A 15,117-nucleotide genomic window follows, 5' to 3' on the forward strand; every position below is an offset into this window, starting at 1 on the left:
GGGGGGGGGGGGGGGGGGGGGGGTGCTGTTTTTGGGTTGGTGTGGGGGGGGGGGTTGGGGGGGGGGGGGGCCGGGGGCGGGGGGGGGGGTGGGGGGGGGGGGGGGGGGGGGCCCCCCCCCCCCCCACCACATGTGCCACGCCAGTGTACTGACCGGGTGTCAGGGGGCCTTGCCCACTCCGGCCGCTCCGCCGGCGTCGACCTCGGCGACGTCGGCCTCGACCATGGCGCCGGTGCCCTTCTTCGAGGTCCGCAGGCGCTTCTCGAGGAAGGACGCCAGGGTGGTCAGGGTGAAGTTCACCGCGATGTACAGCAGGGCGATCACGAGCATGGTCGCGATGGTGTTGCTGTAGTTGGCGGAGATCTGCCGGTTCATCGACATCAGGTCGCCGAAGCCGAGGACGGCGCCGCCGAGCGCGGTGTCCTTGAGGATCACCACGAGCTGGCTGACCAGCGCCGGCAGCATTGCCGTGACGGCCTGCGGGACCAGGATGTACGTCATGATCTGGCCCTTGCGCATGCCGATCGCCTTGGCTGCGTCCGTCTGGCCGCGGGGAAGCGACTGGATGCCGGCCACGACGATCTCCGCGATGACCGCGGAGTTGTACAGGACGAGGGCGGTGACCACTGCGTACAGGGGCCGCAGGTCGGAGCTGACCGTGCCGAGCATCACGTACAGGGCAGAGCTGAAGAACATCAGGATCAGGACCGGGATGGCGCGGAAGAACTCCACGACTGTGCCGACCGGGATCCGCACCCATGCGTGGTCCGAGAGCCGGGCGATGCCGAGGAGTGCGCCGAGCGGCAGCGCGATCACCATGGCGATCAGGCCGGCCTTGAGGGTCTCGCCGAGGCCGGGCAGCAGGAACGTCGTCCAGATCTGGCTGTCCGTGACGAAGGGGGTCCACTTGTCGGCGTCGAGTTGGTGCTGCTCGGCCATGAGGGACAGCGCCCACCACAGGACCAGCGCGAGGACCACCAAGAAGCCGGCGGTGTAGATCCAGTTGCGGACCTTGGCTTTGGGGCCGGGCGTGTCGTACAGAACGGAGCTCATCGCTTCACCGCCACTCGCTTGGAAACCCAGCCCAGCAGCAGGCCGGTGGGCAGGGTCAGCACGACGAAGCCGAGAGCGAAGACCGCGAAGACCGCGAAGATCGCCTGCGCCTCGTTCTCCAGCATTTCCTTCATCAGCAGGGCCGCCTCGGCCACGCCGATGGTCGCCGCCACCGTGGTGTTCTTGGTGAGGGCGATCAGTACGTTGGTGAGCGGCGCGATGACCGCCCGGAAGGCCTGGGGGAGCACGATGAGCGTGAGCACCTGGAAGAAGCTCAGCCCCAGCGCGCGTGCGGCCTCGGCCTGGCCCACGGGCACGGTGTTGATGCCCGCGCGCAGCGCCTCGCAGACGAACGTGCCGGTGTAGGCGATCAGGCCCAGGACCGCGAGGCGGAAGCCGATCTCCTTGAAGTTCTCCCCGCCGAGCGTGATCTTCAGCGTCTGGTTGAGGCCCAGCGAGCAGCCGATGATCAGCAGGGTCAGCGGCGTGTTGCGCACGACGTTGACGTACGCGGTGCCGAAGGACCGCATGATCGGGACGGGGCTGACCCGCATCCCGGCCAGGATCGTGCCCCAGATCAGGGATCCGACCGCGGAGTAGAGGGTGAGCTGCACCGTCACCCAGAAGGCCCCGAGCACGTCGTACTGCCCGGAAGTAAGAAAGTCGAACACGTTGCCCTGCGCTCTCCCCAGGATGGCCGGTGAGGTGCGCCGCCGCCCGCCTGTCACGGGCGGCGGCGCACCTCACCGATGAATCAGCTGCCTTCGGTGATCTGCGGGGCCGGCTCGGCCTTGTAGCCGGCGGGGCCGAGGTTGGCGTCCACCGCCTTCTGCCAGGAACCGTCCTCGACCATCTTCTTGAGCGCGGCGTTGACCTTGGTCTGGAGGTCCTTGTCGCCCTTCTTCAGACCGATGCCGTAGGGCTCGTCGCTGAGCTTCAGACCGACCAGCTTGAACTTGCCCTTGTTCTTCTCCTGTGCGGCGTAGCCGGCCAGGATCGAGTTGTCCGTGGTCAGGGCGTCGACGGAACCGTTCTCCAGGCCGGTGAGGCACTCGGAGTATCCGCCCAGCTGCTGCAGGTCGGCCTCGGGGGCCAGCTTCGTCTTGACGTTCTGCGCCGAGGTCGAGCCGGTGACCGAGCAGAGCTTCTTCTTGTTGAGGTCCTCGGCCTTGGTGATCGAGTTGTCGTCGGCGCGGACCAGCAGGTCCTGGTGGGCCAGGAAGTACGGGCCGGCGAAGTCGACGCGCGCCTTGCGCTTCTCGTTGATCGTGTACGTGCCGACGACCAGCTTCACGTCGCCGTTCGCGATCAGGTTCTCGCGCTCGGCGCTGACGGCCTGCTTGAACTCGATCTGCTCGGGCTTGTAGCCGAGCTCCTTGGCCACGTAGGTCGCCACATCGACGTCGAAGCCGGTGAACTTGCCCTCCGGGGTCTTTAGACCCATGCCCGGCTGGTCGTACTTGATGCCGATGACGATCTTGTCCTTGCCGCCCTCAGCGGCCTTGTCGCCGCCACCGCCGCCGCACGCGGTCGCGGTCAGCGAGAGGACGACGGCCACGGCAGCGGCCGCGCCGGCCTTGAAAACCTTCATGGTGAACTTCCCTCGGATGAGACGTTGTTGGACGACGAGCGACGACACACGTGCTCTGAGCCGCCACGGGATCACTACCAGACGAAGCCGTCAGTGGTGCAGGATCTTCGAAAGGAAGTCCTTGGCGCGGTCACTGCGCGGGTTGCTGAAGAACTGCTCGGGTTCGGCCTCTTCGACGATCTTTCCGTCGGCCATGAAGACGACCCGATTGGCCGCGGACCGGGCGAAGCCCATCTCGTGCGTGACGACGACCATCGTCATGCCCTCGGCGGCGAGCTGCTGCATGGTCTCCAGCACCTCGTTGATCATCTCCGGGTCGAGGGCCGAGGTCGGCTCGTCGAAGAGCATCACCTTCGGGTCCATCGCCAGCGCGCGGGCGATCGCCACGCGCTGCTGCTGGCCGCCGGAGAGCTGCGCCGGGTACTTGTCGGCCTGTGTTCCGACACCCACCCGGTCCAGCAGGGCCTGAGCCTTCTTCGCGGCCGTGGCCTGGTCCGTCTTGCGGACCTTCATCTGGCCCAGCATCACGTTCTGCAGGACCGTCTTGTGCGCGAAGAGGTTGAAGGACTGGAAGACCATGCCGACGTCAGCGCGCAGCCGGGCCAGTTCCCGCCCCTCCGAGGGCAGTTCCTTGCCGTCGATCGTGATCGTGCCCGAGTCGATCGTCTCCAGGCGGTTGATCGTCCGGCACAGCGTGGACTTGCCGGACCCCGAGGGGCCGATCACCACGACGACCTCACCGCGGGCAATGCTCAGATCGATGTCCTGAAGCACGTGCAGCGCGCCGAAGTGCTTGTTGACGTTGCTCAGTACGACCAGGTCGTCAGCGGCGGGCGCCGCGTCCTTCACGTCCTCGGTCACTGAATCTCCGCTCATCGGCAACTTGCTCCGTCCTCCTCGGTTGGCAGGACAGTAGTGACGAGTTGCTCACACCGTCATCACATCTGAGGGAGAATTGAGCATAACGAAACGGCCTCGCCCCGATACGCTCCGTGCGCGGCGCGGGGGCGTGGGCCGCACCGCTCGTACCGGGTGCATAACGGAAGACGCGCCGGACCCGTACGGCCTTGACGTGGGACGCTGCATCGGCGTGGATGCATGGTGGCCCTCGACCGGGGCCGCGATCGACCTCCGGCAAGGACCGGATCAAGGAAGGGGGACGCAATGAGACTGCTGCTCGTCGAGGACGATGACCACGTCGCCGCCGCCCTGTCCGCGATCCTCGCCCGGCACGGCTTCCAGGTGACCCACGCCCGCAGCGGCGAGGAGGCGCTGCAGGCCCTGCTGCCGGCCGGCGCCCCGCCCTTCGGCGTGGTCCTGCTCGACCTCGGCCTGCCCGACCAGGACGGCTACGAGGTGTGCGGCAGGATCCGCAAGCGCACCTCGACCCCCGTCATCATGGTCACCGCCCGCTCCGACGTGCGCTCGCGCATCCACGGGCTGAACATGGGCGCCGACGACTACGTGGTCAAGCCGTACGACACCGGCGAGCTCCTCGCCCGCATCCACGCCGTCGCCCGGCGCACCGGCGCCTCCGAGGAGGCGGCCGCCGGCGCGTCCGGCGCCCCGGCCGTGGTCCGGCTCGGCCCGGTCAGCATCGAGCTGCCCACCCGCCGGGTCAGCGTCGACGGCACCGACGTCCCGCTCACCCGCAAGGAGTTCGACCTGCTGGCCCTGCTCGCGCAGCGCCCCGGCGTCGTCTTCCGCCGCGAGCAGATCATCAGCGAGGTGTGGCGCACCAGCTGGGAGGGCACCGGGCGGACCCTCGAGGTGCACGTGGCGTCGCTGCGCTCCAAGCTGCGCATGCCCGCCCTCATCGAGACCGTCCGCGGGGTGGGCTACCGGCTCGTCACCCCCGCCGCTCCCTAGCGGGCCCCGGCCGTGCGCGCCCGGCTGCTCCCGCTGCTCGTCGTCCTGATGGCGGGCGTGCTCCTCGCCCTCGGCTTCCCCCTCGCCGTCAGCCTGGCCGCCGGCCGGCAGCAGGCGGTGGTGGTCGACCGGATCGACGACAGCGCCCGCTTCGCCGCCCTCGCCCAGTTCGTCATCGACGCCGAGGGCTCGGGCAGCAGCGGAGCGGCCGACCGCCGCGACACCCTCCAGCTCGAACTCGCCCGCTACCAGGAGCTGTACGGCATCCGCGTAGGCATCTTCTACCGCGACGACAACGCCATGGTCCGGGCCCCCGGCTGGTGGCAGCTGCCCGAGGAGGGCGAGGGCCGCCGCGCCTTCGAGGAGGCCCTCGCCGGGCGGCGCAGCCACGACCCGGCGCAGGTCTGGCCCTGGCAGACGCACGGCAAACTCCTCGTCGCCTCCCCGGTGGTCCTCGACGGCGACGTCGTCGCCGTCGTCGTCACCGAATCGCCCACCGACCAGATGCGCGCCCGGATCCTGAACGGCTGGCTCATCATCGTCGCCGGGCTGGCCGCCGCCATGCTGCTCGCCTTCGGCGCCGCCCTCCAGCTCACCCGCTGGGTCCTCAAGCCCGTCCGGACCCTGGACGCCGCCGCCCACGGCATCGCCACCGGCCGGATGAACTCGCGGGTCGCGGCCGCGAGCGGGCCGCCGGAACTCAGACGGCTCGCCCGCTCGTTCAACGAGATGGCCGACAACGTGGAAGAGGTCCTGGAGCAGCAGCGGGCCTTCGTCGCCGACGCCTCCCACCAGCTGCGCAACCCGCTCGCCGCGCTGCTCCTGCGGATCGAGCTGCTCGCCCTCGAACTGCCCGAGGGGAACGAGGAGATCGCCTCCGTGCGCACCGAGGGCAAGCGGCTGGCCCAGGTCCTCGACGACCTGCTCGACCTGGCGCTGGCCGAGCACGCCTCCGCCGAGCTCACCCTCACCGACATCGGGGCGCTGACCGCCGAGCGGGTCGCCGCCTGGCGGCCCTACGCCGAGGAGAAGGGCGTACGGCTCACCGGGACGGGCCGCACCGCCGTCACCGGGTGGGCCGACCCCGTCGCCCTGTCCAGCGCCCTCGACGCCGTGATCGACAACGCCCTCAAGTTCACCCCGGCCGGCGAGGAGGTCGAGGTCTCCGTCGCCGCGGCCGGACCCTCCGTCCACATCGTCGTCGCCGACCGCGGCCCCGGCCTGACCGAGGAGGAGCTGCTCCGCGTCGGCGACCGGTTCTGGCGCAGCGGCCGCCACCAGAACGTCAAGGGCTCCGGCCTCGGCCTGTCGATCTCCCGGGCGCTGCTCGCCGCGGGCGACGGGTCCCTCGCGTACGAGACGAACCCGCCGCACGGGCTGAAGGTGACGGTGGCCGTGCCGCGCAGCGCCCCGCACGGCGGATGAGGCGCGGGGTGGGAGCGGGGCTCAGCCCGTCGTCCAGCTGAGCGTGGTGCGGGCCGGCTCGGAGGCCGCGTACAGCTCGTCGACGGCCCGCACCTCGAAGACCGCCGCCCGCTCCCGGCCGGCGCGCACGACCGAGGGCAGGTACAGGGCGGTGCCGCAGGTGCCGCCGAGGAAGCGGCGGGCGCCGTCCGGGAGCAGCCGGTGCAGCTCGTGGTGGCGGACCGGGCCGGCCGCCCGCCGCCACGACAGCCGGAGCGCGGCCGCGCCGTCCGTCCGGGCCGCGGCGTCCACGGTCAGGGCATCCGGAGCCGACGGGCGCCGGCCGGCGGCGGTGTCGCGCACCGACACGGCACCGACCCGCCAGGACACCGCTCTCGTCCCGCGCGCCGTGATCCGTACCGCAAGCCCGTACGCGGTCCGGCCCGCCAGTGGCGCGAGGTCGACCCGCGCCGTGCGCCAGCCGTCGCCCGGACCGGCGGTGTCCGCCGCGAACCAGGTGTACGGGACCGGCTGCCCCGCAGCGGCCGGCTCGCGCACCGCCACCCCGACCTCGACCCGCACCGGCGCGGAGCCCGGCTCGGCGGTGTGCACCAGCTCCAGGACGGCGTGGCGGGGCAGGGCCAGGCGGGTGCAGTGCAGGCCCACCGCGGCCGGCGCGGTGAGCCGGCCCGCGACGTGCAGGCTGGAGCCGCCGCGCCACGCCCGGGCGAAGTCGAGGGTGACCTCGGGGCGCCGTCCGGCGGTCTCCACGACCCAGCGGCGGCCGGGAAGGCGGTCCTGCAGGCCGAGGTGGCTCCAGGGGGTGTCGGAGGTGACGCGGCCGTCCTCGTACCAGCGCTCGCCGTGGCCGGTGTTGAAGGCGCAGGCGAAGGGGAGGGCGCAGACGGTGGACCGGTCGGCGACGACGGTGGCGGGCGCGCGCCAGCCGCCTGGGGGCGAAGGCGAGGGCGAAGGCGAGGGCGAAGGCGAGGGCGCTGGGTGGGCTGGATCGAGGGACCCGCCCGTCCAGAACCGGTCGTCGGCGCGGTGGAAGGCGCCGGGGGAGCGGTCGGCGAGGTGGTTGCGGGTCCACTCGGGCCGGTAGAAGCCGTAGCTGACGACGTGGTCGCGGCCGCGCGGCGCGATCGCCTCCCAGTCCACCCCGCAGTCCCAGCCGCGGGACTCGGTGTCGACGGCGGCCCACAGCTCGTGGCGGCTGCGCCCCAGCCGGTCGGCGAGCGCGCCGGAGGCGGCCAGGCTCCCGGCGCTCCAGCGGAAGTCCACGAACACGGTGTCCGCGACCGGGCCCGACCGGTCCTCGTAGAACTCCTGGTTGAGCTGGTTCAGGGCGCCCTGCCAGCCGACGCCGCCCGTGCTGTTCATCGCGTCGTACCAGGTGATGCGCAGGTGCCGGGACGCGCCGGCCGCCCGCAGGGCGCGCAGGAACTCCCGCATGCGGGTGGCGAGCGCACTGTCCCCGCCGTCGGTCTCGGCGTTGACGAACCAGCCGTCGAAGCCGTACGCGGCCGCCACCTCGGCGAGCTTCTCGGCGACCGGGAAGCGGCCGAGGGCGTCGCGCTGCACCAGGTCGCGGGTCCACTGCAGGTCGCCGCCGTACGCGACGGGCGGCAGGAAGACGGTGCCGAGGACGGGGACGCCGTTGCGGTGCGCGGCGTCGACGACCGGCGCGTTCGGCGCGAGGACGATCCCCTCGCCGGCGGAGCCGCCCCAGAAGACCAGCTCGTCGAGGTACGCCCAGTGCGTGAGCGCGTACGTGTCGGCGGTCGCGGAGCCCTGCGAGGGGTTCTGGGCGGTCGGCCCGAACGAGACGAGCGAGGAGATCCGGGCCTGCCCCGCCCGGGCCTGCGGGTGCGGCGGCACCGGCGTGAACCGCTCGGCGAGCGGCACGGTGGCGGTGTTGTGGGCGAGGTCCGGATCCGATTCGGGGCTCCACTGCAGGAGCGAGCGCCACACGATGCCGGGGCCCGGGGCGCCGTGGGGGAGCGAGTCGGGGAACCAGTAGGAGGCGTACGGGGCCGGGCCGGCCGGGGGCGCGGCAGCGGGGCCCGGGGCGGCGGGGCCGGGGACGGGCTCCGGGGCGGCCTGCGAGCCCTGCGCCGCATGGGCCGCCTGGGCCGCGTGGGCCGGCGCGCCCCACAGCGCCCCGGCCCCGGCCCCGGCTCCGGCGGCGAGCAGGCCGCGCCGGGTCGGGCGCAAGGAGGATGCGGGGGGAGCGGGAGGTGCCGGGGGAGCGGGGGAGGCAGCCGGGGTTGGGGCGGCGGTACGAGCGTCGGCGCCGTTGCCGGTCTCGGACATGCGGGCTCCTCGGTCAGGGACGGGGGGTCGGGGTGCGGGAGGCGTGGGTCCGGGCGTGCGGGGCGGGGCGTCGGGGCCGGGCACGGGCACGGGTACCTGCATGGGCATGGGCATGGGCATGGGCATGGGCATGGGCATCGGCACGGCGCACGGCGCACGGCGCATGGCGAGGGGCCTCGCCGGGTGTCCGCGGTCAGGTGACGTCGCGGACCCGGAGGACCTCCGTGATGCCGCGGGACGACAGGTGGGCCGGGTCCTCGGCCCGTTCCGCCAGCACCACCGCCGGGCGTACCCCGGCGGCCGCCAGCGCCGCCCACGCCTCGAAGAACGCGCCGCCCGGCGCGCACACCGAGCGCCGCGGCGCGGCCTCCGCCCCGCCGACGTCCACGGCGAGCGCGGTGGACCGTACCGGCGGGCGGTGCTCCCGGCCGCGCCACTCGGCGGCGATCCGGGCGACGGCGGCGCCCGCCGGCTTGGTCCGGCGGCCGTTGGTGAGCAGGCCGAGCCCGTACTCCAGTTCCGGGAAGTCGGCGAGCTCCCGCGACACGTCGTGCGAGCACCACCAGGTCACCCCCCACAGGTCCGGGCAGTCCAGCGCCCGCGCGAGGGTGGCGCCGGTGAACGCGGCCGCGTGCTCGGGCGGGATCAGCGGCGCGGGCGCGCCCACCTCCTGCAGCCACACCGGCCGGTGCGGGTCCGCCGCCCAGGCCTTGGACAGCTCGATCAGGTACGCGGCGTACTGCTCGGTCGCCGTGCCGCTGCGCCCGTACCGCTGGGCGGTGCCGTTGAACACCCACGCGTGCACGGCGGTGGCCGCCCCGAGCCGGGCCGCCTGGGCCGCCGTGAAGGGGTGCCCGTCCCGGTACCAGGCGGCGTCGTACGCGGCGTGCAGGTGGAACCGGCCCGGCGCCCCGCGCTCGCAGGCGGCCAGCATCCGCTGCAGCCAGCTCCCCGCCTGCTCGCGGGTGATCCGGTCCGGGTCGGGGTGCGGGGCGTCGGAGAACTGGTTGACCTCGTTGCCGACGGTCAGGCCCAGGAAGTTGGGCCGGTCGGCGAGGGCGGCGGCCAGGGTGCGCAGGTACTCCTCCTGCCCGGCCACCACGTCCGGGTCGGTGAAGATGCTGCGCCGGTGCCAGGTCCCGGTCCACGCGGGCAGGAAGTCGAAGCTCGACAGGTGGCCCTGGAGCCCGTCCACGGCCACGTCGAGGCCGCGCTCGGCCGCCGCGTCCGCGAGCGCGACCAACTGCTCGACGGCGCGCGGCCGGATCAGGGTCCGGTTCGGCTGGAACAGGGGCCACAGCGGGAAGACCCGGACGTGGTCCAGGCCCAGCGCGGCGATCGAGTCGAGGTCCGCCCCCACCTCGGCGAGGTCGAAGTCGAGCCAGTGGTGGAACCAGCCGTGCGAGGGCGTGTAGTTGGCGCCGAAACGCAGGGTTCGGGCGGGCGGGGGAACGACGGTGCCGTCGTACATGAAAGGTCCCGAGAGTTCAGGGGAATTCGCCGGACGCCCCAACGTTCCGGGCCGGGGGCGGGCACGTCAACAGCGCCATTGCCGCCAAGGTCCGGCCGCCTCGGAGGGATTGTCAGAAGCTTTCGCCCGGACCCGAGTCATGCGCTTCAGCCCCGTTGACACAAGGGTCGTACCCGCCCGAAGCTGGGGCGACTAATGCGGTTTAGCTCCACCCGTGCCACGGCGCCGCATGAGGAAACGCGCCGATGAAAAAGGGCCGGCGGCCATTGCGGCGTATCCGAGGGACGAGGCAGGCAGGCAGCCAGGACATGGCCCGCAGACCCACCATCAAGGACATCGCCCGCCGGGCCGGAGTCTCCGAGAGCGCCGTCTCCTTCGCGCTCAACGACCGGCCGGGCGTCTCGCGGGAGACCCGCGCCCGGATCCGCGCCGTCGCCGAGGAGCTCGGCTGGCAGCCCAACAGCGCCGCCCGCGCCCTGTCGGGCGAGCGCTCCGGCACCGTCGGGCTGGTCCTCGCCCGCCCCGCCCATACCCTCGGAACCGAGTCCTTCTTCCTCCAACTGGTCTCCGGCATCCAGGAGGTGCTCTCCGCCGCCCGCACCGCCCTGCTCTTCCGGGTCGTCGACGGCATCGAGGCCGAGTGCGCCGTCCACCGCCGCTGGTGGGCCGAACGCCGCGTCGACGGGGTCCTCGTCGTCGACCCGCGCACCGACGACCCGCGCCCCGAGCTCCTCGACCGCCTCGGCCTGCCCGCCGTCATGGTCGGCGGTACCGGCGCCCCCGGCCCCCTGTCGTCGGTGTGGGCCGACGACGCACGGGCCATGGCGCAGGTCCTCGACCATCTGTACGGGCTGGGCCACCGCCGGATCGTGCACGTCGCGGGCCTGCCCGGCCTCGCCCACACCGCCCGCCGCATCGCCTCGCTGCGCGCCGGGGCCGCGGCGCGCGGACTGGGCCCGCGGGAGGTCCGCTCCGTGGTCACCGACTACTCCGACACCGAGGGCGCGGCCGCCACCCGCCGGGTCCTCGCCGAGCCCGCACCGCCCACCGCGCTCGTCTACGACAACGACGTGATGGCGGTCGCCGGCAGCGCCGTCGCCGCCGAGCTCGGCATCCCCGTCCCCGGCCGGCTCTCGATCGTCGCCTGGGACGACTCCGCGCTGTGCCGCGTCACCCACCCGCGGCTGACGGCGCTCGTCCGCGACACCGCCGGATTCGGCCGGCTCGCCGCCGAAGAGCTGCTCGCCGTACTGGCGGGAGGCCCGCCGCGGGCCCGGGAGGGCGAGCAGCCGCGGCTGGAGCCCCGGGAGAGTACGGCCCCGCCCCCGGCCCCATACTGAAGTCGACCCCGTCCTGGAGCGCCGCTTTGACCACTCCCCGCCCCGCCGTCCCGACCTCCCCCGCCGTCGGAGCCGCCGCGGCCGCAGCGGCCGCCGGCCCCACGGTGGCGATCGACATCGGGGGCACGAAGATCGCCGGCGCGCTGGTCCACCCCGACGGCACGATGACCGCCGCCACCCGCCGCCCCACTCCCCGGGACGCGGACGCCGAGGGGGTCTTCGCCGCCGTCGCCGAGGTGGTCGCCGAGCTGGCCGACTCGCCGTTGTGGGCCTCGGCGGCCCGCTGCGGCATCGGCAGCGCGGGCCCGGTCGACGCCTCGCGCGGCACGGTCAGCCCGGTCAACATCGGCGCGTGGCGCGACTACCCGGTCCGCGAGCGCATCGCGGCCGAACTCGCCCGCCACGGCGCCCCCGTCCCCACCGTGCTCGTCGGCGACGGAGTCGCCATGACCGCCGCCGAGCACTGGCTGGGCGCGGCCCGGGGCCGGGCCAACGCCCTGTGCATGGTGGTCTCCACCGGCGTGGGAGGCGGGCTCGTGCTGAACAACCGGCTCCACCCCGGCCCCACCGGCAACGCGGGCCACATCGGGCACATCAGCGTCGCCTTCGACGGCGAGCGGTGCGTGTGCGGCGGACACGGCTGCGTGGAATCCCTCGCCTCGGGCACGGCCATCGCCCGGTGGGCCCTGGCCCAGGGCTGGACCCCCGACGGCGATGCCACCGCGGCGGGAGTCGCCGCGGCCGCCGGGGCCGGGGACCCCGTCGCCCGGGCCGCCTTCGACCGCGCCGGACGCGCCCTGGCCGCCGCCATCGCGGCCACCGCCACCCTCGTCGAGACGGACATCGCGGTCATCGGCGGCGGCGTCGCCACCTCCGGCGACACCCTCCTCGCACCGATCCGCCGCCACCTCGCCGACTACGCCGCGCTGTCCTTCACCCGCGGCCTGGAGGTGGTCCCGGCCACCCTGGGCACCCACGCGGGCCTGATCGGCGCGGCCGCGGCGGCCATCATGCTCCTGCCGGCCGGGTGACGGGCGCCCCGGCGCCCTGCCGGCCAGGGTCGGGCCCGGTCAGGGCTTGACCGAGCGGTAGTACCGCCGGGCGCCCTCGTGCAGGTCCAGCGGGTCCGTGTAGATCGCCGTCCGCAGGTCCACCAACTGCGCCGCGTGCACCTGGTGCCCGATCTTGTCGCGGCGGTTGATCACCGTGCGCGTGAACTGCTCCGTCAGCTCCGGATCGGTGTCCTCGGTCGTCACCAGCAGGTTCGGTACGGCCAGCGTCGCCACCGACGAGGTGTTGCGCGCCCGCGTGTACGCGTCCTGCGGCATCACCGCCGCCCGGTAGTACCGCGCCGGGCTCCCGCTGCCCTGCAGCGCCTCCACCAGGTCGCCGAGCTGCACGAGCCGGATGTCGAACCGCTCCGACAGCTCCCGCACCGCGTTCGTCGGCAGGCCCCCGGACCAGAAGAACGCGTCGATCCGCCCCGCCTCCAGCTCCGCCGGCATGGTGTCGATGCCGATGGACACCGGAATGATGTCCCGCGCCGGGTCCAGCTTGGCCGCCGTCAGCAGCCGCTCCGAGATCAGGCGCACGCCCGAGCCGGGCTGGCCGATCGCGACCCGCTTGCCCTTCAGGTCGCGCGCCGACTGCACCGGCGAGCCCGCCGGCACCACCAGCTGCACGTAGTCGTCGTACAGCCGCGCGCAGCCGCGCAGCTGCTCCGCGCCCGGCTTGCCGTCGGCCCGGTACTTGGACACCGCGTCCGCCGTCGCGATCGTGAAATCGGCCTGCCCCGACGCCACCCGCTGGAGGTTCTCCTGCGAGCCCTGGCTCGTCTCCAGCCGGACCCGGACCCCCGGCATGTCCCGTGCGAGCGCCTGCTCCAGCAGCTGGCCGTAGCGGTGGTAGACGCCCGTGCGCACCCCCGTGCTGAACGTCAGCTCGCCCTTCAGCTCCGGCTCCCCGAAGGGCCGCAGCCACCACACGAGCACCCCGAGCACGGCGAGTACGGCCACCAGCCCCCACAGGGCGGTGCGCCTGTCGAAACGGGGCGGAACGTGAGCCATGGGCGCGATCCTGCCACCGTCGCGCCGACCTGTCACGGGCCGCCCGCCAGCAGGGCCGTCCGGCGGGCGTCCGGAGGGCCTCCGGCAACCGCCTACCCTTGTTCCATGACCAGCAGCAGCGACCGGAGCACGGCAGTGGACGTCAAGGGAACATACGAGGTGCGCACCTACGGGTGCCAGATGAACGTGCACGACTCCGAGCGACTCTCCGGACTGCTGGAAGACGCCGGCTACACCCGGGCCCCCGAGGGCTCCGACGGCGACGCCGACGTCGTGGTGTTCAACACCTGCGCCGTCCGCGAGAACGCCGACAACAAGCTGTACGGCAACCTCGGCCGGCTCGCCCCGATGAAGACGAAGCGCCCCGGCATGCAGATCGCCGTCGGCGGCTGCCTCGCGCAGAAGGACCGCGACACGATCGTCAAGAAGGCCCCGTGGGTCGACGTCGTCTTCGGTACGCACAACATCGGCAAGCTGCCCGTCCTGCTGGAGCGCGCCCGCGTGCAGCAGGAGGCGCAGATCGAGATCGCCGAGTCGCTGGAGGCCTTCCCCTCCACGCTGCCGACCCGGCGCGAGTCCGCGTACGCGGCCTGGGTCTCGATCTCCGTCGGCTGCAACAACACCTGCACCTTCTGCATCGTCCCGGCGCTGCGCGGCAAGGAGGAGGACCGCCGGCCCGGCGACATCCTCGCCGAGGTCGAGGCCCTGGTCGCCGAGGGCGTCTCCGAGATCACCCTGCTCGGCCAGAACGTGAACGCGTACGGCTCCGACCTCGGCGACCGCGAGGCCTTCAGCAAGCTGCTGCGGGCCTGCGGGCAGATCGAGGGGCTGGAGCGGGTCCGCTTCACCTCCCCGCACCCGCGCGACTTCACGGACGACGTGATCGCGGCCATGGCCGAGACGCCGAACGTGATGCCGCAGCTGCACATGCCGCTGCAGTCGGGCTCGGACCCGATCCTGAAGGCGATGCGGCGCTCGTACCGGCAGGAGCGGTTCCTCGGCATCATCGAGAAGGTGCGGGCCGCGATCCCGCACGCCGCGATCTCCACCGACATCATCGTGGGCTTCCCGGGCGAGACCGAGGAGGACTTCCAGCAGACGATGCACGTCGTCCGCGAGGCCCGCTTCGCGAGCGCGTTCACCTTCCAGTACTCCAAGCGACCGGGCACCCCGGCGGCCGAGATGGAGGGCCAGATCCCGAAGGAGGTCGTCCAGGACCGCTACATGCGGCTGGTCGCCCTCCAGGAGGAGATCTCCTGGGAGGAGAACAAGAAGCAGGTCGGCCGCACCCTCGAGGTCATGGTCGCGGAGGGCGAGGGCCGCAAGGACGGCGCCACGCACCGCCTCTCCGGCCGCGCCCCCGACAACCGCCTGGTCCACTTCACGAAGCCGGAGCAGGAGGTCCGGCCCGGCGACGTGGTCACCGTCTCCATCACGTACGCGGCCCCGCACCACCTGCTGGCCGAGGGCCCGACGGAGTCGGTGCGCCGCACCCGTGCCGGCGACGCCTGGGAGAAGCGCAACGCGGCCCCGCAGCCGAAGGGCGTCATGCTGGGCCTCCCGACGGTGGGCGCCCCGACCCCGCTCCCCACGACGACCCCGTCCTGCGGCATCACGTCCTGACCCGCGGGCGCATTCCCGCCTGACGCTCGAGGCCGTGCCTTCCCGGCTCCCGCCGACGCCTCAGCCGGGGGCTGGTCCCCCCCCGCCCACCCGCTGGGCGGGGGTCCGGCAAATTCAGCCCCGTCGGCGTCTGAGGCGCGGGGCCTGGGGTGGCGCCCCGGAAGCCCGGCCGACTCCGCCGACACCTGACGCCCGGGGCCGTGCCTTCCCGGCTCCCGTCGACGCCTCAGCCGGGGGCTGGTCCCCCCGCCCACCCGCTGGGCGGGGGTCCGGCAAATCCAGCCTCGCCGGCGTTCGCGGCGGAGCCGCGCGAGGCCGCCGAGCACCGCTCGCGCGTCGCGGAGTCGAGGCGGCTGATGCTGAGGTCGTGGGACTACGGCAACC

12 protein-coding genes are annotated in these 15,117 nt (G+C 73.4%); 5 read left to right on the forward strand and 7 right to left on the reverse strand.

Annotated elements, in window-relative coordinates; translation table 11 throughout:
* Positions 1-159: 159 nt before the first annotated feature.
* From ABZ924_RS35330 to ABZ924_RS35345, 4 genes are all read right to left on the reverse strand, one after another.
* Positions 160-1,053 carry an amino acid ABC transporter permease gene (locus ABZ924_RS35330; RefSeq protein ID WP_361919273.1) on the reverse strand — a complete coding sequence of 298 codons (894 nt, stop codon included), beginning with the start codon at positions 1,051-1,053 and terminating at the stop codon, positions 160-162.
* The gene (locus ABZ924_RS35335) at positions 1,050-1,724 is read right to left on the reverse strand and encodes an amino acid ABC transporter permease (protein WP_361919293.1); all 675 of its coding nucleotides are present in this window, start codon (positions 1,722-1,724) and stop codon (positions 1,050-1,052) included. Before ABZ924_RS35335 ends, ABZ924_RS35330 begins: the two co-directional genes overlap by 4 nt.
* Positions 1,725-1,807: 83 nt before the next feature.
* Entirely contained in the window at positions 1,808-2,644 is an 837-nt protein-coding gene (locus ABZ924_RS35340) for a glutamate ABC transporter substrate-binding protein (RefSeq protein WP_361919275.1), read from the reverse strand.
* A gap of 90 nt (positions 2,645-2,734) precedes the next feature.
* Complete coding sequence (locus ABZ924_RS35345) at positions 2,735-3,520, reverse strand: amino acid ABC transporter ATP-binding protein (protein WP_361919277.1); 786 nt, start codon at positions 3,518-3,520, stop codon at positions 2,735-2,737.
* A gap of 288 nt (positions 3,521-3,808) precedes the next feature.
* Between ABZ924_RS35345 and ABZ924_RS35350 the strand changes: the two genes are divergently transcribed.
* Positions 3,809-4,513 carry a response regulator transcription factor gene (locus ABZ924_RS35350; protein ID WP_361919279.1) on the forward strand — a complete coding sequence of 235 codons (705 nt, stop codon included), beginning with the start codon at positions 3,809-3,811 and terminating at the stop codon, positions 4,511-4,513.
* A gap of 12 nt (positions 4,514-4,525) precedes the next feature.
* Positions 4,526-5,938: a HAMP domain-containing sensor histidine kinase gene (locus ABZ924_RS35355; protein WP_361919281.1), complete on the forward strand. Its 1,413-nt coding sequence runs from the start codon at positions 4,526-4,528 to the stop codon at positions 5,936-5,938.
* Positions 5,939-5,959: 21 nt separating this feature from the next.
* Here the strand turns inward: ABZ924_RS35355 and ABZ924_RS35360 are convergent, their stop codons facing one another.
* Positions 5,960-8,233, reverse strand: a complete 2,274-nt coding sequence (locus ABZ924_RS35360) for an endo-beta-N-acetylglucosaminidase (protein WP_361919283.1) — start codon at positions 8,231-8,233, stop codon at positions 5,960-5,962.
* Between the two features lie 193 nt (positions 8,234-8,426).
* Complete coding sequence (locus tag ABZ924_RS35365) at positions 8,427-9,704, reverse strand: glycosyl hydrolase (RefSeq protein WP_361919285.1); 1,278 nt, start codon at positions 9,702-9,704, stop codon at positions 8,427-8,429.
* 308 nt (positions 9,705-10,012) lie between these two features.
* Here ABZ924_RS35365 and ABZ924_RS35370 point away from each other — a divergent pair, with 308 nt between their 5' ends.
* Positions 10,013-11,044: a LacI family DNA-binding transcriptional regulator gene (locus tag ABZ924_RS35370; RefSeq protein WP_361919287.1), complete on the forward strand. Its 1,032-nt coding sequence runs from the start codon at positions 10,013-10,015 to the stop codon at positions 11,042-11,044.
* 104 nt (positions 11,045-11,148) lie between these two features.
* Positions 11,149-12,075 (forward strand): ROK family protein, encoded by a 927-nt coding sequence (locus tag ABZ924_RS35375; protein WP_361919295.1) that lies wholly within the window; start codon positions 11,149-11,151, stop codon positions 12,073-12,075.
* 39 nt (positions 12,076-12,114) lie between these two features.
* Here ABZ924_RS35375 and ABZ924_RS35380 read toward each other — a convergent pair whose 3' ends face one another.
* Positions 12,115-13,110 carry a TAXI family TRAP transporter solute-binding subunit gene (locus tag ABZ924_RS35380; RefSeq protein WP_361919289.1) on the reverse strand — a complete coding sequence of 332 codons (996 nt, stop codon included), beginning with the start codon at positions 13,108-13,110 and terminating at the stop codon, positions 12,115-12,117.
* A 105-nt stretch (positions 13,111-13,215) separates the two neighbouring features.
* On the opposite strand from ABZ924_RS35380, the gene miaB reads away from it, so the two are divergent.
* Entirely contained in the window at positions 13,216-14,733 is a 1,518-nt protein-coding gene (gene miaB / locus ABZ924_RS35385) for a tRNA (N6-isopentenyl adenosine(37)-C2)-methylthiotransferase MiaB (protein ID WP_361919291.1), read from the forward strand.
* Positions 14,734-15,117: the final 384 nt, after the last annotated feature.

The organism is Streptomyces sp. NPDC046876 (genome assembly GCF_040645035.1).
Taxonomy (GTDB): Bacteria; Actinomycetota; Actinomycetes; order Streptomycetales; family Streptomycetaceae; genus Streptomyces.